The organism is Streptomyces sp. NPDC030814 (assembly GCF_055572155.1).
The window spans coordinates 173,497-193,011 of the sequence record NZ_JBVIDX010000002.1 but is presented as its reverse complement, the minus strand read 5'-3'; the positions used below and the strand labels follow the sequence as shown (position 1 = coordinate 193,011).

Below are 19,515 nucleotides of genomic sequence, written 5' to 3'. Positions count from 1 at the left end.
AGCCTGACGGAGTCTCAGGCGGTGAGCCCCTCGTAGACGGCCGCGAGGAGCAGGAACGCCCGGTCGTCGCCGAGGCCACCGTTGTCGATCATCTGGTTCATCGTGTACGCGACGGACATCCGGGCGTCGAAGTCCACGAGGACGACGGAGCCGCCCCAGCCGCCCCAGAAGCAGGTGCGGGGGTTGGGCAGCTGACCGCCGTTCAGGCCGTAGCCCATGCCCCAGCGCATCGGTACGCCGAGGATCCGGTCGGTGCCGTGGAACTGTTCCTCCAGGGCCCGCTCACACCCCTTCTCCGAGAGCAGTCGCACACCCCGGGCCGCGCCGCCGCAGGCCAGCAGCGACTGGACCGCGGCGATCGAGCGGGCGTTGCCGTGCCCGCCCGCCGCCGGGATCTCGGCGCGCCGCCAGGCGAGGGTGTTGGCGGCGGCCGGCGGGATGTCCGGGTTGGGCCTGCTGTCCCCGCGGGGCGGGGAGGAGGGCGGCGGGAGGATCGGCGCGACACGGTGGTCGTGCTCGGGGCCGAGGCCGATGTGGAAGTCGGCGCCCAGCGGCCCGGCGACCTCCTCGGCGAAGAAGGTGCCCAGGCTGCGGCCGGTGACCCGGCGTACGACCTCCCCGACGAGATACCCCTGGGTGACCGCGTGGTACCCGGCGTCGGTGCCGGGCTCCCAGGCGGGCGTCTGCGCGGCGAGCCGGGCGGTGACCGTGGGCCAGTCGTAGAGGTCCTCCAGCGTGGTCGGCGCGTCGAAGACGGGCAGCCCGGCCGTGTGGGAGAGCAGATGGCTCACCCGTATGCCCTCCTTGCCCGCCGCGGCGAACTCGGGCCAGTACACGGCCACCGGCGCGTCCAGGTCCAGCTCGCCGCGGTCGGCGAGGATCAGGGCGCACAGCGCGGTCATCGTCTTGGTGCTGGACCAGACGTTGGTGAGGGTGTCCCGTTGCCAGGGAATCGTGCGGTCCGGGTCGAGGTGGCCGCCCCACAGGTCGACCTCCGGCTCACCGTCCACGAACACCGCCACCGACGCTCCGACGTCCTTGTCGGCCAGTGAGGCGGCCAGCGCCTCGCGCACCGGCGTGAATCGATCCGTACACGTGCCGTGAGTGTCCACCATGGACGGGAAGCTAGCGGGCGGCGCTCCCTAGGAGCCAGCGAATTACGCGGCGGCGCCCTGCGGCAGCAGGGCCAGGAGCTGCTGGGTGTGGCCGGGCAGCTCGACCTCCGCGAGGCCCGTGATCAGATCCCGCAGCGGCACGGTCCCGTCGAGCAGGAGTGTGTCGTGGGACAGCAGCCGGGCGGGCACCGGGGTGTCGAGTTCGGCCTCGCTGAGCATCGGTCCGGCGAGCGTGCACAGGGCGTCCGCCTGGAGCCGGACGCGTTCGCGGAGTCCGGCGTTGCCGCCGGCGAGCCCGATGGCGCGGTCGATGGTCCAGGTGTCGAGCGCCACACGGTTGTCGAACGTCGTGTGCGTGCCCGCGGCGACCGCGGAGACGGCGGCGAGGGTCGCGGAGTTGACCAGCGTGACGTGGGCCAGGATCCGGTCGGCGTTCCACTCTCCGGCGGGCGGGTCGGGCACCGGGACGCCGGCGTCGGCCACCGTGGCGGCGGCATCCAGGAGCGCGCGGGAGGCGTTCCGCAGCGGGTTGGTGTCCATGGTGGGCCTCTGCTTTCCTGCGGCGTGCGGTGAGGGGGCGGAGGGGCGGGGGCGGCCGCCGTCGGGTCAGGTGTGCGCCGGGGACATCTCCCAGGGCGCCTGCGGAAGGACGTCACCGGTCTCCAGCAGCGACTTGAGGTTGGCCAGCACGGCCGGCCAGCCGCGCGAGATCCCGCCGAGCATCTCGACGTTCGGGAGCTTCTCGTGGGTGACGGTGAGACGGACGATGTCGTGGTGCGGTTCGACGAGGAAGGTCACGACCGACGGCTCCCGGGGCGACTCGGGGCCGGGGGTGTCCTCGAAGGTGATGACCAGCCTGGTCGGGGGCTCGGCCGCGATCACCTTCCCGACGACGTCGACGGCGTCCGATCCGTCGACGCGCCGGTGTTCCCAGGCGGAGCCCGGCCGCCAGTCGGAGATGTTGGCGTGCCCCCAGTAGCGGGCGGTGAGGTCCGCGTCCGTGAGGGCCTGCCAGACCTGCTCGGCGCTCGCGCGGATGTAGGTGACGTAGACGTAGGTCGGTACGGGTGCGGGTGCACCGGTCATGGCGTACTCCTCTGCCTGGTTCCTGATGGCGCTGATCGCCCGCAGGCGGGGTCTGTCGAACCCTGAGATCCAGCGCTCCTCGATCTCGTGGATGGGCACCGGGTTGAGGTAGTGCAGGCGTTCCCGTCCGCGTCGTACGACGGTCACGAGGCCGGCGCGGACCAGGACGTCGAGGTGCTGCGTGGCCGACTGGCGCGCCATGTCGAGGTGCTCGCACAGCTCGCGCAGCGTCTGGCCGTTCTGCTCGCGCAGACGGTCGAGCAGGAGTCGTCGCGTGGGATCGGCCAGCGCCTTGAAAACCGAGTCCATCGCTGTCGCTTCTAGGCTCACACCTCGATTATGCAGGTGTTTGCCTGCCTATTGTCAAGCGACGACCTCGTGCCTTCACAGGGTGAACTCGCCCTCCCCTCAAGCACTTTCTCCGCTTTAACTCTTGACGACCGCGGCGGGGGAGCGCACATTGGCCGCACGCTCCTCTTCTGAGAGCGCTCTCAAAGAACGGGACCGAGCAGAGCGTTCTCCGCCCGCACCTCACTCCGTACTCCCCACCCCAAAGAGGCCGCCATGAGTGAACCCTCCGGCACACCCGTCGGGCGTCGTCGCCGCCCGCTCCGGCGCGTACTCCTCGCCGTCGTCAGCGCGGTGGCGCTGGCCACGGCGGGGGCGACCGCCGCGCAGGGGGCCGCCCCCACCCCGCCCGCTGGCTGGACCCAGGTCTTCCTCGACGACTTCAACGGCTCGGCCGGCACCGGTGTGAACACCTCCAACTGGCAGTACGCGACCGGGACCTCGTACCCCGGCGGGCCCGCCAACTGGGGCACCGGCGAGGTCGAGACGATGACCAACAGCACCTCCAACGTCTCGCTCGACGGCAACGGCAATCTGCGCATCACCCCGCTGCGCGACTCGGCGGGCAGATGGACCTCGGGCCGCATCGAGACCAATCGCACCGACTTCCAGCCCCCGGCCGGAGGCAAGTTGAGGGTCGAGTCCCGGCTCCAGATGCCGAACGTGACCGGCACGGCCGCCGAGGGCTACTGGCCCGCGTTCTGGATGCTGGGCGCGCCCTACCGGGGCAACTACCAGAACTGGCCGAGCGTCGGCGAGCTGGACATCATGGAGAACGTCCAGGGCCGCAATCAGGTGTGGGCCACCATGCACTGCGGCACCAACCCCGGTGGCCCGTGCAACGAGACGACCGGCATCGGCAACTCCGCCGCCTGCCCCGGCACCACCTGCCAGTCCGGCTTCCACACCTACACCATGGAGTGGGACCGCTCGGTGACCCCGGAGACGATCCGGTTCTTTGTCGACGGCACACGGTTCCACTCGGTCAACGCCAGCCAGGTGGACGCCACGACCTGGAACAACGCGACCAACCACGGCTTCTTCATCATCCTGAACGTGGCCATGGGCGGCGCCTTCCCCGACGCGTTCGGCGGCGGGCTGGACGGCGACACCCGCTCCGGCGTGCCCATGGTCGTGGACTACGTTCAGGTGCTGTCGGCCGCCGGGGACACCACCACTCCCCCGCCGTCGGGCACCCGTGACGCGTACAGCGTCATCCAGGCCGAGTCCTTCAACAGCCAGAGCGGGGTCAGCACCGAGACCACGTCCGACACCGGCGGCGGCCAGAACATCGGCTCCCTCGCGGGCGGCGACTGGGCGCTGTTCCGACACGTCGACTTCGGCACGACGGCTGCCACCCAGTTCCTGGCCCGGGTGGCCAGCGGGGCGAACTCCGGCGTGAGCGGACTGGTCGAGGTCCGCCTCGACAGCCGCTCGAGCGCTCCCATCGGCAGCTTCGCCATCGCCAACACCGGGGGCTGGCAGTCCTGGCGGACGGTTCCGGCGAACATCAGCGGCGTCACCGGGACGCACGACGTGTATCTGACCTTCACCAGCGGTCAGGCACAGGACTTCGTCAACGTGAACTGGTTCAACTTCGGCCGCTGAGACGGGGGCCGGGCACATGAGGAGGGGCTTCGCCCGCGGGCGAGGCCCCTTCCGACGTACGGACGGCCGCCCGGAGTTGTCAGCGCATCTCCGCCCGGAACGCCACCGGCGTCGTCCCCGTGTGCAGTTGGAAGAACTTGGAGAAGTTCGCCGGGTCGGGGAAGCCGACCGCCACACCGACACGGCCGATCGGCAGGTCGGTGTGGGCCAGCAGGCGTTTCGCCTCCAGGACCACCCGCTTGTCGATGAAGCCCTTGGGGGTCTCACCGGTGGCGGCACGGACCGCCCGGACGAGGGTGCGGCGCGAGTAGCCCAGGGCGTCGGCGTACGCGCTCACGCTGTGGTTGGTGGTGAAGTCCCGCTCCACGGCGTCCCGGAAGCGGGTGAACGTCGTGTCGTGGTGCCGGAGGGCCGCCTCGGCCGAGCCGGCCGCGAGATGGGCCAGGCGCAGCAGAAAGGCCGTCAGGGAATGCCGCAGCACGGCGGTGTGCAGGCTGAGCGGCAGGGTGGCGGTGTCGACGTACTCGCGCTCCAGGTGCGCCAAGGAGGCTCGTAGGCCCGCGAGTCGGGCCTCGTCGGGCCGGAGCAGCGGGGGCAGGTCGTAACGGTAGAGGCCGGTCGCCTCGACCGTGGCCCGGGGCAGGAAGCCCGGTTGCATGGTGAGGACGGTCCCGCGGTACCCGGTGGTGCGTGAGAAGCGATGCACCTGTCCGGGGCGGATCCACAGCAGATCGCCCGTGTTCGCCTCGTACTCGGTGAAGTCGACCATGTGGGTGACGGGGCCGTGGTCGAACAGCATCACCACATGGAAGTCGATGCGGTGCACCCGTTCCAGGGGGACGTCCGCGGGCCAGGTGCGACGGTCGTCCATCGGGCCGACCTGCATACCGACACCGAAGAGGCTGAGGTCCGCCGGGAACGGGAGGGTTCTGATGCGGCCGCTCCCCCTGGAGTCACCGTCGCCCCCGGTGTCCGTGTCCTTCATGCGCTCGCCCGCCCCCGTCCGCCGGTGTCCCAGTTTCACCGAAGGGTGGCACACGGCAACCTTCCTTCTCAAAAGTCAGACTTTTAGTTTTGAAGGCGCCAAGGCCATTCCGCCGCACCTATCGAGGACTCCTTGAAGATGAACTGGACAGAACTCGACCGACGTGCCGTCGACACCGCGCGCCTGCTGGCCGCCGACGCCGTCCAGAAGGTCGGCAACGGGCACCCCGGAACCGCGATGAGCCTGGCGCCCGCCGCGTACACGCTCTTTCAGAAGGTGATGCGACATGACCCCGCCGATCCCGAGTGGACCGGCCGCGACCGCTTCGTCCTCTCCCCCGGCCACACCTCGCTGACCCTGTACACCCAGCTCTTCCTCGCCGGGTACGAGCTGGAGCTGGACGACCTGAAGGCGTTCCGGACGCACGGTTCGAAGACGCCGGGTCACCCCGAGTACGGGCACACCGCCGGGGTCGAGACCACCACCGGTCCGCTGGGGCAGGGTGTCGCCAACGCGGTCGGCATGGCGATGGCCGCTCGCTACGAGCGCGGGCTGTTCGACCCGGACACGCCCGAGGGCGCGTCCCCGTTCGACCACACCGTCTGGGCGATCGTCTCCGACGGCGATCTGGAGGAGGGCATCTCCGCCGAGGCCCTCCTCCCTCGCAGGCCATCAGCGGCTCGGCAACCTCGTGTTCCTCTACGACGACAACCACATCTCGATCGAGGGCGACACCGCCACCGCGTTCTCCGAGGACGTGCTGAAGCGGTACGAGGCGTACGGCTGGCACGTCCAGCGGATCGAGCCGGCGTTCAACGGGAACATCGACGTGCACGCCCTGTACGACGCGCTGAGGGCCGCGCAGGAGGAGACCTCGTGCCCCTCCTTCATCGCGATGCGCACCATCATCGCCTGGCCCGCGCCGAACGCGCAGAACACCGAGGCCGCCCACGGATCCGCGCTCGGCGAGGAGGAAATCGCGGCCACCAAGCGGGTCCTCGGCTTCGACGCGAACAAGACCTTCCAGGTCGCCGACGACGTCCTCGCCCACACCCGGAAGGCCCTCGACCGGGGCGCCGAGGAGCACGCCGCCTGGGACAAGCGGATCGCCGAGTGGCGCGCCGCCCAGCCGGAGCGGGCCCAGCTGTTCGACCGGGTGGTGGCCGGCCGGCTGCCCGAGGGCTGGGAGTCGCACCTGCCGGTGTTCGAGGAGGGCACCTCCGTCGCGACCCGTGCCGCGTCCGGCAAGGTCCTCCAGGCGCTCGGCGCGGTCATCCCCGAACTGTGGGGCGGCTCGGCCGACCTCGCCGGCTCGAACAACACCACGATCGACAAGACCAGCTCGTTCCTCCCGGCGGACAACCCGCTGCCCGAGGCGAACCCGTACGGCCGCACCATCCACTTCGGCATCCGCGAGCACTCGATGGCCGCCGAGATGAACGGCATCGCGCTGCACGGCAACACCCGTGTCCACGGCGGCACCTTCCTGGTGTTCTCCGACTACATGCGCAACGCCGTCCGGCTCTCCGCGCTGATGCAGCTCCCGGTGACATACGTGTGGACGCACGACTCCATCGGGCTCGGCGAGGACGGCCCCACCCATCAGCCGGTCGAGCAGTTGGCCTCGCTGCGCGCCATTCCCGGCCTGAACATCGTCCGCCCGGCCGACGCCAACGAGACGGCGATCGCCTGGGCGGAGATCCTGCGGCGACACGCCACTCACCCCGCACCGCACGGACTGGCGCTCACCCGCCAGGGCGTCCCCACGTACGCGCCGAACCCCGGCGCCGCGAAGGGCGGCTATGTGCTCCGGGAGTCCTCCACCCCGACGCCGGACGTGATCCTCCTCGCCACCGGCTCCGAGGTGAGGCTCGCCGTCGCCGCGTGGGAGCGGCTGGAGGCCGAGGGGGTCGGGACCCGGGTGGTGTCGATGCCGTCGGTGGAGTGGTTCGAGGAGCAGCCGCGCGCCTACCGCGAGAGCGTACTGCCGCCGTCCGTGAAGGCCCGCGTGGCGGTCGAGGCCGGGATCGGTCTCACCTGGTACCGGTACGTCGGTGACGGGGGTCGCCTCGTCTCCCTGGAGCACTTCGGTGCCTCCGCCGACGCCGAGACCCTGTTCGCCGAGTACGGCTTCACCCCCGAGAACGTCGTCACCGCCGCGAGGGAATCCCTGGCCGCCGTTCGCGGTTGACGCGAGCGCCTGAAGGAAGATGATCACTGTGACCACCGATACGACCGCGGCGACCGCCGCGGACCCCCTGCGACGCCTCTTCGAGGAGGGCGTCTCCGTCTGGCTCGACGACCTCTCCCGCGAACGCATCGCCTCCGGCGACCTCGCCCGGCTCGTCACGTCCGGGAACGTCGTCGGCGTGACCACCAACCCGTCCATCTTCCAGGCCGCGATCGGCTCCGGGAAGGGCTACGAGGAGCAGCTCGCCGACCTGGCCGTGCGCGGGGTGACGGTCGACGAGGCCGTACGGATGATGACCACCGCCGACGTCCGCGCCGCCGCCGACGTCCTGCGCCCGGTGTACGAGGCGACCGCGGGGCGGGACGGCCGGGTCTCCATCGAGGTCGACCCCAGGCTGGCCCACGACACCCGGGCGACGGTCGCCGAGGCCAGGCAGCTCGCCTGGCTGGTCGACCGCCCCAACGTCATGATCAAGATTCCGGCGACCAGGGCGGGTCTTCCGGCGATCACCGAGGTCGTCGGCCTCGGCATCAGCGTCAACGTCACGCTGATCTTCTCGCTGGAGCGCTACGGCGAGGTCATGCAGGCCTATCTGGCGGGACTGGAGAAGGCCAAGCTCAAGGGCCTCGACCTGGCGGCCGTCCACTCCGTCGCCTCCTTCTTCGTCTCCCGTGTCGACACCGAGATCGACAAGCGGCTGACGCTGCTGGGCACCGACGCGGCGCTCGCGCTCAGGGGCCGCGCCGCGCTCGCCAACGCGCGGCTCGCCTACGAGGCCTACGAAAGGGCCTTCGACGGCGACCGCTGGACCGCGCTGGCCGGGGCCCACGCCAACAAGCAGCGCCCGCTGTGGGCGTCGACCGGGGTGAAGGACCCGTCGTACAGGCCGACCCTGTACGTCGACGAGCTGGTGGCGCCGGGCACGGTCAACACGATGCCGGAGGCGACCCTGCGCGCCACCGCCGCGCACGCAGTGGTGCGCGGCGACACGGTCACCGGCGGCTACGCACAGGCCCGCGCCGATCTGGGGGCCGTCGAGGCGCTCGGCATCTCGTACGACGAGGTCGTGCGGCAGTTGGAGGAGGAAGGCGTCGCCAAGTTCGCTGCGGCGTGGCAGGACCTGTTGGACACGGTGTCGAAGTCCTTGACCAGCAAGGGAGTTGATGGGGAATGACCTCCGAGACGACCGCTCTCGCGGCAGCCGACTGGGCCAATCCGCTGCGCGACGCGCGCGATCGCCGGCTGCCCCGGATCGCGGGACCGTCCGGACTCGTCATCTTCGGGGTGACGGGGGACCTGTCCCGCAAGAAGCTGATGCCGGCCGTGTACGACCTGGCCAACCGCGGACTGCTCCCGCCGGGCTTCTCCCTGGTGGGCTTCGCCCGCCGGGACTGGGAGGACCAGGACTTCGCTCAGGTGGTGCACGACGCGGTGCGCGAGCACGCACGCACCGAGTTCCGTGAGGAGGTCTGGCAGCAGCTCGCCGAGGGCATGCGCTTCGTCCCGGGCGACTTCGACGACGACGAGGCGTTCAAGCAACTACGTTCAGCAGTGGAGGAGTTGAACTCCTCACGGGGCACCAGCGGCAACTTCGCCTTCTACCTCTCCGTACCGCCGAGGTTCTTCCCGAAGGTCGTCCAGCAACTCAAGAAGCACGGGCTGGCCGACGCACCCGAGGGCTCCTGGCGGCGCGCGGTCATCGAGAAGCCGTTCGGCCACAACCTGGCCAGCGCCATCGACCTGAACGAGATCGTGCACGAGGTGTTCGACCCGGAACAGGTCTTCCGCATCGACCACTACCTCGGCAAGGAGACCGTCCAGAACCTCCTGGCACTGCGCTTCGCCAACCAGATGTACGAACCCATCTGGAACCGGTCGTATGTCGACCACGTCCAGATCACCATGGCCGAGGACATCGGCATCGGCGGCCGGGCGGGCTACTACGACGGCATCGGCGCCGCTCGCGACGTCATCCAGAACCACCTCCTCCAGCTGATGGCGCTCACCGCGATGGAGGAGCCGATCGCCTTCGACGCCGAGGCGCTGCTCACGGAGAAGCTGAAGGTCCTCAAGTCGGTGCGGCTCCCCGCCGATCTGGGCGCCCACACCGTCCGCGGCCAGTACACGGAGGCCTGGCAGGGAGGCGAGAAGGTGGTCGGCTACCTCCAGGAGGACGGCATCGACGCCAACTCCAGGACCGACACCTACGCGGCCATCAAGCTGGAGGTCGACAACCGCCGTTGGGCCGGTGTCCCGTTCTACTTGCGCACCGGCAAGCGGCTCGGCCGCCGGGTCACCGAGATCGCGGTCGTCTTCCAGAGCGCACCGCACTCCCCGTTCGACTCCACGGCCACCGAGGAACTGGGGAAGAACGCGATCGTCATCCGGGTGCAGCCGGACGAGGGAATGACCGTGCGCTTCGGTTCGAAGGTGCCGGGTACCTCGATGGAGATCCGGGACGTCACCATGGACTTCGCGTACGGCGAGTCGTTCACGGAGTCCAGCCCGGAGGCGTACGAACGGCTGATCCTGGACGTGCTGCTCGGCGACGCCAACCTCTTCCCCCGCCACCAGGAGGTGGAGGAGTCCTGGAAGATCCTCGACCCGATCGAGGAGTACTGGGCCAAGCACGGCAGGCCCGCGCAGTACCCCTCGGGCAGTTGGGGACCCGAGGAAGCCGACGAGATGCTCGCACGAGACGGACGGAGCTGGCGCAGGCCATGAAATTCGACCTGACGGACACCACGGCAAGCAAGATCAACAAGGCCCTGGTGCAGGGGCGCAGGGCCATCGGCACGCCCGCCGTGGGCATGGTCCTCACGATGGTGATCGTGACGGACGAGGAGAACGCGTACGACTCGATCAAGGCGGCCGAGGAAGCCTCGCACGAGCACCCCTCGCGCACCCTGGTCGTCATCAAGCGCCATGCCCGCACCCCCCGTGACCGCACCCGGTCGCACCTGGACGCCGAGGTGCGTGTGGGCGCCGACGCGGGCACCGGCGAGACGGTCGTACTGCGGACGTACGGCGAGGTGTCCGACCACGCCGACTCCGTCGTCCTGCCGCTGCTGCTGCCGGACGCTCCGGTCGTGGTGTGGTGGCCGGTGGACGCGCCGGAGAACCCGGCGAAGGACCCGCTGGGGGCGCTGGCGCAGCGCCGGATCACCGACATGTACGCCGTCGAGTCCCCGCTCGCCGCGCTGGAGCAGCGGGTGGCCTCCTACACCCCCGGCGACACCGACCTGGCCTGGACCCGGCTGACGCCATGGCGTTCCATGCTCGCCGCCGCCCTGGACCAGGCCCGCACTAAGATCATCTCGGCGGCCGTCGACAGCGAGGCCGACAACCCGAGCGCCGAGTTGCTGGCCCGCTGGCTGGAGGCCCGCCTCGGCGTCACCGTCGAGCGCGTCACCACCGCCGGACCGGTTGTGACGGGCGTGCGGCTCGGCACCGAGAACGGGGAGATCGTCATCGACCGCCCCGAGGGCCCGCTCGCCACGCTCACCCTGCCGGACCAGCCCTCCCGCACCCTCGCCCTGAAGGTGCGCCCCACCTCCGAGCTGATCGCCGAGGAGCTGCGCCGCCTCGACGCGGACGAGATGTACGCCATCGCTCTGCGCGGCGGCGAGCACACCGGGGAGGGCGCTAGCCATGAGTGACACCCCCCGCCTCAACCGGCGCCCCGAGTGGGTCGCGTTGGAGGACCACCGCGCGGGCCCGATGCTCCACCCCTCCCTGCGCGAACTGTTCGCCGCCGACCCCGGGCGTGCCGAGCGGTACGTCGTCCAGGCAGGCGATCTGCGCATCGACTACTCCAAGCATCCGATCAACGACGAGACACTCGCCCTGCTCCTCGAACTCGCCGCCGCGACGGATGTGTTCGGGCAGCGGGACGCCATGTTCCGCGGCGAGCGCATCAACACCACCGAGGACCGGGCGGTCCTGCACACCGCGCTGCGCGCCCCGCGTGACGCCGTGGTCGAGGTGGACGGCGAGAACGTCGTCCCCGGCGTGCACGCGGTCCTCGACCGGATGGCCGCCTTCGCCGACCGCGTCCGCTCCGGCGACTGGACCGGCCACACCGGCCGCCGTATCCGCAATGTCGTCAACATCGGCATCGGAGGCTCCGACCTCGGTCCCGCGATGGCGTACGAGGCGCTGCGGGCGTACACCGACCGGTCGCTGACCGTGCGGTTCGTGTCGAACGTCGACGGCGCAGACCTGCACGAGGCGGTGCGCGACCTCGACCCGGCCGAGACGCTGTTCGTCGTCGCCTCCAAGACGTTCACGACGATCGAGACGATCACCAACGCGACGTCGGCGCGGTCCTGGCTGCTGAGCGGGCTCGGCGACGGGGGCACCCCCCGTTTCGGCGATGCCGGGAGCGGCGCGGAGAAGGCGGTGGCCCGGCACTTCGTGGCGCTGTCGACGAACGCGGGGAAGGTCACCGAGTTCGGGATCGACCCGGACAACATGTTCGAGTTCTGGGACTGGGTCGGGGGCCGCTACTCCTTCGACTCGGCGATCGGTCTCTCGCTGATGATCGCCATCGGCCCGGACCGCTTCCGGGAGCTCCTCGACGGCTTCCGCACGATCGACGACCACTTCAGGACGGCGCCGCCGGAGTCCAACGCCCCATTGCTGATGGGCCTGTTGGGCGTCTGGTACGGCGACTTCTTCGACGCCCAGTCGCACGCGGTGCTGCCCTACTCGCACTACCTGTCCAAGTTCACCACGTATCTGCAACAGCTGGACATGGAGTCCAACGGCAAGCACGTGGGCCGCGACGGGGTGCCCGTCGAGTGGCAGACCGGTCCGGTGGTGTGGGGCACGCCCGGCACCAACGGGCAGCACGCCTACTACCAGTTGCTCCACCAGGGCACCAAGCTGATCCCGGCCGACCTGATCGGTTTCGCCCGCCCGGTCGCCGGCATGGCACCCGAACTGGCCGCGCAGCACGACCTGCTGATGGCCAACCTCTTCGCGCAGGGCCAGGCGCTGGCCTTCGGAAAGACCGCGGAGGAGGTGCGGGCGGAGGGGGTGTCCGAGGAACAGGTCCCGCACCGCACGTTCCGCGGCAACCGACCGACGACGACCGTGCTCGCCCCGGAGCTGACCCCGGCCGTCCTCGGCCAGCTCATCGCCCTCTACGAGCACAAGGTGTTCGTCCAGGGCGCGATCTGGAACATCGACTCCTTCGACCAGTGGGGCGTCGAGCTGGGCAAGGTCCTGGCCAAGCGGGTGGAACCCGCGCTGACGGACGGCGTCGACGTGCCCGGGCTCGACCCCTCCACGGCGGCCCTGGTGGCCGCCTACCGCGCCCTGCGACGCGACGCCGTCGGCTCCCGCGAAACCCATGACATCCGTGACGCTCAGGAAGAAGTGAACTGACATGCAGCTCGGTCTCATCGGTCTCGGCAAGATGGGCGGCAACATGCGCGAGCGGATCCGCCGCGCGGGCCACACCGTCATCGGCTACGACCGCAACCCCGAAGTCTCCGACGTGGGCAGCCTGACCGAACTCGTCGAGCGGCTCGACGCGCCGCGCACGGTCTGGGTGATGGTCCCCGCCGGCGGCGCCACCCAGTCCGTCGTGGACGAGCTGGCGGACCTGCTGTCGGCCGGGGACACCGTCGTCGACGGCGGCAACTCCCGCTGGACCGACGACGAGAAGCACGCCGAGGAGCTGGGCGCCAAGGGCATCGGCTTCGTCGACGCGGGCGTCTCGGGCGGCGTGTGGGGCCTGGAGAACGGCTACGCGCTGATGGTCGGCGGCGACAAGGAGCATGTGGACCGGCTCCAGCCGATCTTCGACGCGCTCAAGCCCGAGGGGCCGTACGGGTACGTCCACGCCGGGAAGGTCGGCGCCGGACACTTCTCCAAGATGGTTCACAACGGCATCGAGTACGCCATGATGCAGGCGTACGCCGAGGGCTGGGAACTGCTGGAGGCCGTGGACTCGGTGACCGACGTCCGTGAGGTGTTCCGGTCCTGGCAGGAGGGGACGGTGATCCGTTCCTGGCTGCTGGACCTCGCGGTCAACGCGCTGGACGCCGACGAGCACCTGGAGAAGCTGCGCGGCTACGCCGCCGACTCCGGGGAGGGCCGGTGGACGGTCGAGGCGGCCATCGACAACGCGGTCCCGCTGCCGGCGATCACCGCGTCCCTGTTCGCCCGCTTCGCGTCCCGCCAGGACGACTCCCCGCAGATGAAGATGGTGGCGGCGCTGCGGAACCAGTTCGGGGGGCATGCGGTGGAGTCCACGAAGGGGTAGCCCTCCGGGGGTGAGCCGGGGGGTGGGGGGTCCTTGGGGTGCCTGAGTGGTGCGGGTGCGTGGGGGCTGGTCGCGCAGTTCCCCGCGCCCCTGAAAAGCCGGGGGCTGCGCCCCCAGGCTTTTCATCTGAAGGCCGGGCCGCAGGCCCATGCCTTCAGGGGCGCGGGGAACTGCGCGAGAAACCACACAACACCCGCACCCGCCCGACAAGCAGTGGCCCCCGGGCTACTAGGCGCCCGAGCACAGGGTCGTCCAGCCGTGCCACGACGCCCGGCAGCAGCGCGTCGACCGGTGACCGCCACCGCGACAGCACCCCGGCCGCCTGTTCGAGACCGCCGACCCGCTGTTCCTCGTCGGGGTGATCGGCCATCAGGCCGAGGGCGAAGGCGGGGGACGCGCCGTCGAACAGGGACGCCGTCCACTGGTGCATGCCCCGCACGCCGCACTCCGCGGCACTGGTGCGCTGCCACAGCTCCACACTCGGATCACGCAACGCGCCCAGCGCGATCTCCAGCCGCCCCTCCGCCGAAGCAGCCGCGGAGGACCGGGGGCCGTCGCCGAGCGCGTGCAGCGCCGCCAGGCGCAGTTGGGGCTCCGGAGCGGCGAGCAGCGAGTCCAGGAGGGCGGCGGCCTCGTCGGACGGGGCGCCGGTCGGCCCTCGGCGGACCGCGTTGCCGAGCGCGAGGACCAGGTCGAGCCGGGTCACCGGGTCGGTCTCGGCGTGCCAGCGGCTCAGGAGCGCGGGTAGGGCGTCCTCGCCGGGGTCGGCGCACGCGCCGATGACATCGGCGGCGGCCCGCCGGATCTCCGGCTCGGGATCGGCCAGCAGGGCGAGCACGTCCGGCAGGTGCCGTTCCCAGGTCGCGGCCCAGCGGGGGTCCAGGAACCGCGCCTCGACCCTTCCGGCCTCGGCGGCCACACGCCCCACCAGTTCCAGCAGCGTGCGACGGGGCGTCACCTGAGGGTCGGCCGCCGGCCGGAGCACGAAGGGGAGCGCGGCCGTCGCGGCCGGGCAGACCCAACCGCCCTGGTGGTAGAGGTGGTTCAGCAGGTCGAACGCGGCGTCCTCCGCGTCCGCCGCGTCGGACCCCGCGCAACGGCGCAGCAGATCCGGTACGTCCTCGGCGGAGCCGTAGTTGTGCTCCAGCCCCGTCCAGTCGACCGCGTCCGGTTCCGCCCGGTCGATCGACTCCAGCCCCTCCGACATGCGCGCGACGCTACCGCCGGGCCGGACGCGCGGCGACGGGGTTTCCGCCCGCCTCCGGCCACCAACCACCCATTCGCCGGACGCACGTTCGAATACCGCCATGACATGCCAAATGCGACTGTCCTCCATATTGTTCTTAGATGCGCACATGGCGTGAACTGTCGCTGTGGCCACCGGGCGCCGCCGGTAGCGTGCGGCCCCTGTCCCGTATGCATCCCGTACGCATGTGTACGCGTCCGCACGAAGGAAGCGACCGATGGCCGAGACCGGGCAGCACGAACAGCGGTACGAGCGATACGAGCGGTACGAAGGCGGCAGCCCGGAGGCCGAGCGGCTCGTGTTCGAGCGGCTGGCCCGCGAGCTGATGGAGGTCCAGGTCAGGAACCGGCGGGCCGGAGGTGGCGGGATCGCGCGGGCGTTCCACGCGAAGGCCCCGGTGGCCGTGGAGAACGCCCGGCTGCGCTTCCACGACGACCTCCCTGCGGCCCTGCGGGTCGGGTTCGCGCAGCCCGGCGCCGACTATCCGGCGGTGGTCCGGTTGTCCAACGCGAGCGGCATCCGGCAGGGCGACGGCTCCCCCGACCTGCGGGGGGTGGCGGTGCGGGTGCGGGTGTCGGAGGACGAGAGCCATGATCTGCTGGCCACCAGCTTCCCGGTGTCGCACGCGGCGAACGCGCGGGAGTTCGTGGCGTTCGCCAAGGCGATGGCGGGGGCACGGAGTCCGCTGCGGAAGGCGTTCGGACTGTTGGTGAAGCTGCCGCTGGCGGTGGGGTTCAGGACGGCCGGGCGGATGCGGCGGAATGTGCGGGAGGCCACCCGGCGGTCGGTGAACTCCTTCGCGAGCGAGACCTATTGGAGCCGCGGTGCGATGATGTGGGGCGAGGCAGGGCCCGTGCGGTATCTGCTGCGGCCCGCTCCCGGTACGCCGGTGGCGCCCGCGCCCGACCGGCGGGACCCCGACTTCCTGCACCGCGAGTTCGCGCGGCGCCTCGGGCAGGCCGATGTGGCGTTCGATCTGTGCGTTCAGCGGTACGTGGACGAGCGGCGGACGCCGGTCGAGGACGCGTCGGTGGAGTGGAAGGACGCGGTGGCGCCGGCGGTGCCCATCGCGCGGCTCACCGTTCCGAGCCAGGAGCTGGACGGCGCCGAGGCACGGGCCGCGGCACGGCGCGTCGAGGACCTGACCTTCAACCCCTGGTACACGACCGATGCATTCCGGCCACTGGGGAATATCAACCGGGCGCGGAAGGCCGCGTACCGGGCGAGCGGCGGGCACCGCCTCGGGCAGCGCTTCGTCACTGCGGAACCCTTGCGCAACCGGCTGCTCGGCGGCCCCGTGGGCGCCGCGATCGGGATGCTGAACCGGTACGTCCCGTGGCATCGGCTGCCGGTGTCGCTGAGCCTGCTGAACCTGGTCTTCCTGCGGAAGGTGCTGCGCCGGCTGAACCTGATCGACACGGAGCCGGGCGAGGCGCCGCCCCGGGCCCAGCCCGTCCCGGAGCCGGTCCCGGAGCGGCTGCGCACGGAGCGGTCGTACGACGGGACGTACAACGATCTGTCGGAGCCGAGGATGGGCGCGGTCGGCGCCGCCTTCGGCCGTAACCTGGCACCGGACCACCGGCCGGACCTCTTCGACGTCCCGAACCCGGTCACGGTCAGCAGGCAGCTGCTGCACCGCGAGAGCTTCGTGCCCGCGACCACGCTCAATGTGCTGGCGGCGGCGTGGATCCAGTTCCAGGTGCACGACTGGGTCAACCACCGCCGCCACAAGCCCGGCGACCGCAGCGTGGAGGTGCCGCTGCCGCCCGGACACGACGGATGGCGGAACACCCCGAACGGGCCGGTCGAGGACATGATGCGGTTCGCGGAGAACGAGGGCGTCGAGCGGCCGGGGCAGCCGCCGATCCTGTTCGCCAACAGCGCCTCCCACTGGTGGGACGGTTCCGAGGTGTACGGGGCGGACGAGCGGAGCGCGCGTTTCCTGCGCGAGGCCGACGGGCGCGCCGAACTGCGTCTGGAGGAAGGCCATGTGCCGATGAACGGCAACGGCATCCCGCTCACCGGGTTCAACGAGAGCTGGTGGATGGGCCTCAGCGCGATGCACACGCTGTTCGCCCGCGAGCACAACGCGGTCTGCGCGGCGCTGCGCGCCGAGTACCCGGCGATGAGCGAGGAGCGGATCTACCACACGGCACGGCTGGTGGTCTCCGCGCTGATCGCGAAGATCCACACGGTGGAGTGGACCCCGGCGATCCTCGCCACCGAGGCGATCGACATCGCCCTGCACACCAACTGGTCGGGCCCGCCGAGGAACTGGCTCAACCAGCTGGGGCTGTGGCTGTTCGAGGCGCACTCGCTGACCGGTATCCCGCAGACGCTGCCGGACCACCATGCGGCGCCGTACTCGCTGACGGAGGACTTCGTCACCGTCTACCGCATGCATCCGCTGATCCCGGACGACTACGAGCTGCGTGAGCACCAGTTCGGGCGGCGGCTGGAGACGGTGGGTTTCCTCGACATCCAGGGCGGCGCCGCCGAGACGCGGATCCGCAAGACGGGTCTCGCGAACTCCCTGTACTCGTTCGGTATCGCCCACCCCGGAGCGATCACCCTGCACAACTTCCCGCGCTCGCTCCAGCGGTTCGAACGCGACGGGGAGATCATCGACCTGTCGGTGGTCGACCTCGTCCGCACCCGGCGGCGCGGGGTGCCGCGCTACAACGACTTCCGGGCCGGACTGCACAAGCCGCGGATCCGTTCGTTCGAGGAGCTGACGGAGAACGCGGAGACCCTGGCCCGGCTGAAGGACGTGTACCGCGACGTCGACGAGATCGACACGGTGGTGGGGCTGTTCGCGGAGAACCCTCCCAGGGGCTTCGGGTTCAGCGACACCGCGTTCCGGATCTTCATCCTGATGGCCAGCCGGCGGCTCCAGAGCGACCGCTTCCTGACGGTCGACTACCGGCCGGAGGTCTACACCCCGCTCGGCATCGACTGGGTCGAGAAGGGCGGTATGAACTCCGTCGTCCTGCGCCACTGCCCGGAGCTGGCGCCGCTGCTCCCGCGTGGGGCGAGCGCGTTCGCGCCGTGGCGGACGGTGCGGCCGACGGACAACGGCACCACGAGCGACGGCGGTTCACCATGACGCCGTGACACACGGCCCGGGCTGCGGCACGGCCCCGGGCCCTGAACCACACAACGGGGGAACAGCATGACCTTCACCGACAACCCTTCCGGGGTGCCCGGATCCGGCGACCCCTTCGGCGCGCCCGGCATCCCCACATCCGGCACCGCCACGTCCGGCACCGCCATGTCCAGCACCGCCATGTCCGGCTCCACCCACCCCGGACTCGCCGACCTCTTCCGGCGCCCGCTGCTGAACACCGTGTGGCGACGCCGTACGCACCGGGTGAGCCGGGGCGCCAAGGTGTCCGCCGGGACCATGACCTACACCTCCTCCCACGCCGTGCGCCCGCTGACGGAGCTGGAGGAGGCGGTGCTGATCGCGATCACCGGCACCACCGGGCTCACCATGCCCGACCGGCCCTTCGAGGACCCGGACAACGGCACGCCCATCATGTCCAAGCCCAATCTGACGATGACGGGCCGCACCGCGGGGAGCCCGGACAACGCCCAGGGCACCCACTTCTTCCTGGTCAACGACACGGGAACCTACTTCCTGCGCAGGCTGCCGCCCGCGCCCGACGAGCCGTTCGACGCCGAGACCCTGGTGGCGCGGGCGCGCCAGGCGAAGGTCGAGGTCCTGGACCACCGGCTCGACGTCGCGCCGGGCAAGCGGGACTTCCCCGCGTACCTCGACTCCAACCGCTTCCTGTCCAACCTGCCGGGCACGGCCCTGCTGTTCCCGGTGGTGGACCTCTCCCACCAGTACGTCAACGCCCTGATGTACCTGCTGACGCAGCCGGACGGGGCCCGCCCCACCTTCGTCGACGACCGCAACCTCTACCGCCCCGCCGGAGTGCGGAAGTGGGTCAGGAACGGTTTCCTGAACGGCGATCTGAAGCTGCCGCTCGGCGCCCTCGGCCCCATGCGCACCCAGATCGAGGCCGACCTGCTGCTCCAGAACCTGATGCTCACCGCCGAGGCGATGGGCCTGGGCGCCTGGATCCACGCGTCCGTCAACCCGCAGATCGCCCTCGGCGACCCCAAGTTCTCGCGGGCGTACGGCAGGATGCTCGGATTCGACTTCGTCACCCCCCGCTGGCGCCCCGCCGACATCTGGCGCTGGCACATCCCCCTGCCGAAGTACGCGACGGTGCGCTCGCATCCGGTGGGGCTGCGCTCCCCCGACGGCGAGCAGTTGATCGCGGCGGCCTGCCCGCCCGCGTTCCCGTCCATGGCCGAGGCGGTACGGACGATCATCGACGCGAAGTTCGGCAAGGACGGTGTCTACACCGACCGGGACGTCTTCGCCCGTATCTACCGGGACGACTACGGGGAGCGGTATCTCACCGAGGCCAGTGAGTACGACGACCGGGTGGTGGAGTGCGCCCGTGACGTCTGCGAGTACGTCCTGCGCACCCACGGCCGCTTCCCGGCGCACACGGACGCCATCCATGTGCCGGGGGTGTGGCTCCAGGTCCATCACGTGGAGAACGAGTACTACGACCGTTTCTTCGTGAACGGCCTCACGGACGCGCACCGCGCCCATGACCGGGCCTGGGGCCACTGAGCGGCCGG

At 70.7% G+C, this 19,515-nt stretch carries 13 protein-coding genes and 1 pseudogene; 9 read left to right on the top strand and 5 right to left on the bottom strand.

Translation table 11 applies throughout. From position 1 onward, the window contains the following. Positions 1-14 precede the first annotated feature (14 nt). The 3 genes from ACZ43N_RS04295 to ACZ43N_RS04285 all read right to left on the bottom strand — a co-directional run bounded on the left by ACZ43N_RS04295 (position 15) and on the right by ACZ43N_RS04285 (position 2,510). Complete coding sequence (locus ACZ43N_RS04295; RefSeq protein ID WP_468094840.1) at positions 15-1,115, bottom strand: serine hydrolase domain-containing protein; 1,101 nt, start codon at positions 1,113-1,115, stop codon at positions 15-17. Between the two features lie 42 nt (positions 1,116-1,157). Continuing rightward, on the bottom strand, positions 1,158-1,655 hold the full coding sequence (locus ACZ43N_RS04290) for a hypothetical protein (protein WP_468094838.1): 498 nt from the start codon (positions 1,653-1,655) through the stop codon (positions 1,158-1,160). A 66-nt stretch (positions 1,656-1,721) separates the two neighbouring features. Next, entirely contained in the window at positions 1,722-2,510 is a 789-nt protein-coding gene (locus ACZ43N_RS04285; RefSeq protein WP_468094836.1) for an ArsR/SmtB family transcription factor, read from the bottom strand. 255 nt (positions 2,511-2,765) lie between these two features. Between ACZ43N_RS04285 and ACZ43N_RS04280 the strand changes: the two genes are divergently transcribed. Next, the gene (locus ACZ43N_RS04280; RefSeq protein ID WP_468094834.1) at positions 2,766-4,157 is read left to right on the top strand and encodes a glycoside hydrolase family 16 protein; all 1,392 of its coding nucleotides are present in this window, start codon (positions 2,766-2,768) and stop codon (positions 4,155-4,157) included. Between the two features lie 79 nt (positions 4,158-4,236). On the opposite strand, the gene ACZ43N_RS04275 is transcribed toward ACZ43N_RS04280, so the two are convergent. After that, positions 4,237-5,142, bottom strand: a complete 906-nt coding sequence (locus ACZ43N_RS04275) for a helix-turn-helix domain-containing protein (protein ID WP_468095496.1) — start codon at positions 5,140-5,142, stop codon at positions 4,237-4,239. 138 nt (positions 5,143-5,280) lie between these two features. Here ACZ43N_RS04275 and tkt point away from each other — a divergent pair. From tkt to gnd, 6 genes and pseudogenes are all read left to right on the top strand, one after another. Further along, positions 5,281-7,333 (top strand): annotated as a pseudogene (tkt, locus tag ACZ43N_RS04270) (transketolase). Between the two features lie 19 nt (positions 7,334-7,352). After that, positions 7,353-8,507 carry a transaldolase gene (gene tal / locus ACZ43N_RS04265; RefSeq protein ID WP_468094832.1) on the top strand — a complete coding sequence of 385 codons (1,155 nt, stop codon included), beginning with the start codon at positions 7,353-7,355 and terminating at the stop codon, positions 8,505-8,507. Further along, positions 8,504-10,057 carry a glucose-6-phosphate dehydrogenase gene (zwf, locus tag ACZ43N_RS04260; RefSeq protein ID WP_468094831.1) on the top strand — a complete coding sequence of 518 codons (1,554 nt, stop codon included), beginning with the start codon at positions 8,504-8,506 and terminating at the stop codon, positions 10,055-10,057. Before tal ends, zwf begins: the two co-directional genes overlap by 4 nt. Then, positions 10,054-10,992: a glucose-6-phosphate dehydrogenase assembly protein OpcA gene (gene opcA / locus ACZ43N_RS04255; RefSeq protein WP_468094830.1), complete on the top strand. Its 939-nt coding sequence runs from the start codon at positions 10,054-10,056 to the stop codon at positions 10,990-10,992. The genes zwf and opcA overlap by 4 nt, the downstream gene beginning before the upstream one ends. After that, positions 10,985-12,724 (top strand): glucose-6-phosphate isomerase, encoded by a 1,740-nt coding sequence (gene pgi / locus ACZ43N_RS04250; RefSeq protein ID WP_468094829.1) that lies wholly within the window; start codon positions 10,985-10,987, stop codon positions 12,722-12,724. The genes opcA and pgi overlap by 8 nt, the downstream gene beginning before the upstream one ends. A gap of 1 nt (position 12,725) precedes the next feature. Next, positions 12,726-13,607, top strand: coding sequence for a phosphogluconate dehydrogenase (NAD(+)-dependent, decarboxylating) (gene gnd, locus ACZ43N_RS04245; RefSeq protein WP_468094827.1), 882 nt, complete (start codon positions 12,726-12,728; stop codon positions 13,605-13,607). A 154-nt stretch (positions 13,608-13,761) separates the two neighbouring features. On the opposite strand, the gene ACZ43N_RS04240 is transcribed toward gnd, so the two are convergent. Then, the gene (locus ACZ43N_RS04240) at positions 13,762-14,814 is read right to left on the bottom strand and encodes a HEAT repeat domain-containing protein (protein WP_468094825.1); all 1,053 of its coding nucleotides are present in this window, start codon (positions 14,812-14,814) and stop codon (positions 13,762-13,764) included. Between the two features lie 256 nt (positions 14,815-15,070). Between ACZ43N_RS04240 and ACZ43N_RS04235 the strand changes: the two genes are divergently transcribed. Then, entirely contained in the window at positions 15,071-17,959 is a 2,889-nt protein-coding gene (locus ACZ43N_RS04235) for a peroxidase family protein (RefSeq protein ID WP_468094823.1), read from the top strand. 66 nt (positions 17,960-18,025) lie between these two features. Then, positions 18,026-19,507: a hypothetical protein gene (locus ACZ43N_RS04230; RefSeq protein WP_468094821.1), complete on the top strand. Its 1,482-nt coding sequence runs from the start codon at positions 18,026-18,028 to the stop codon at positions 19,505-19,507. Positions 19,508-19,515: the final 8 nt, after the last annotated feature.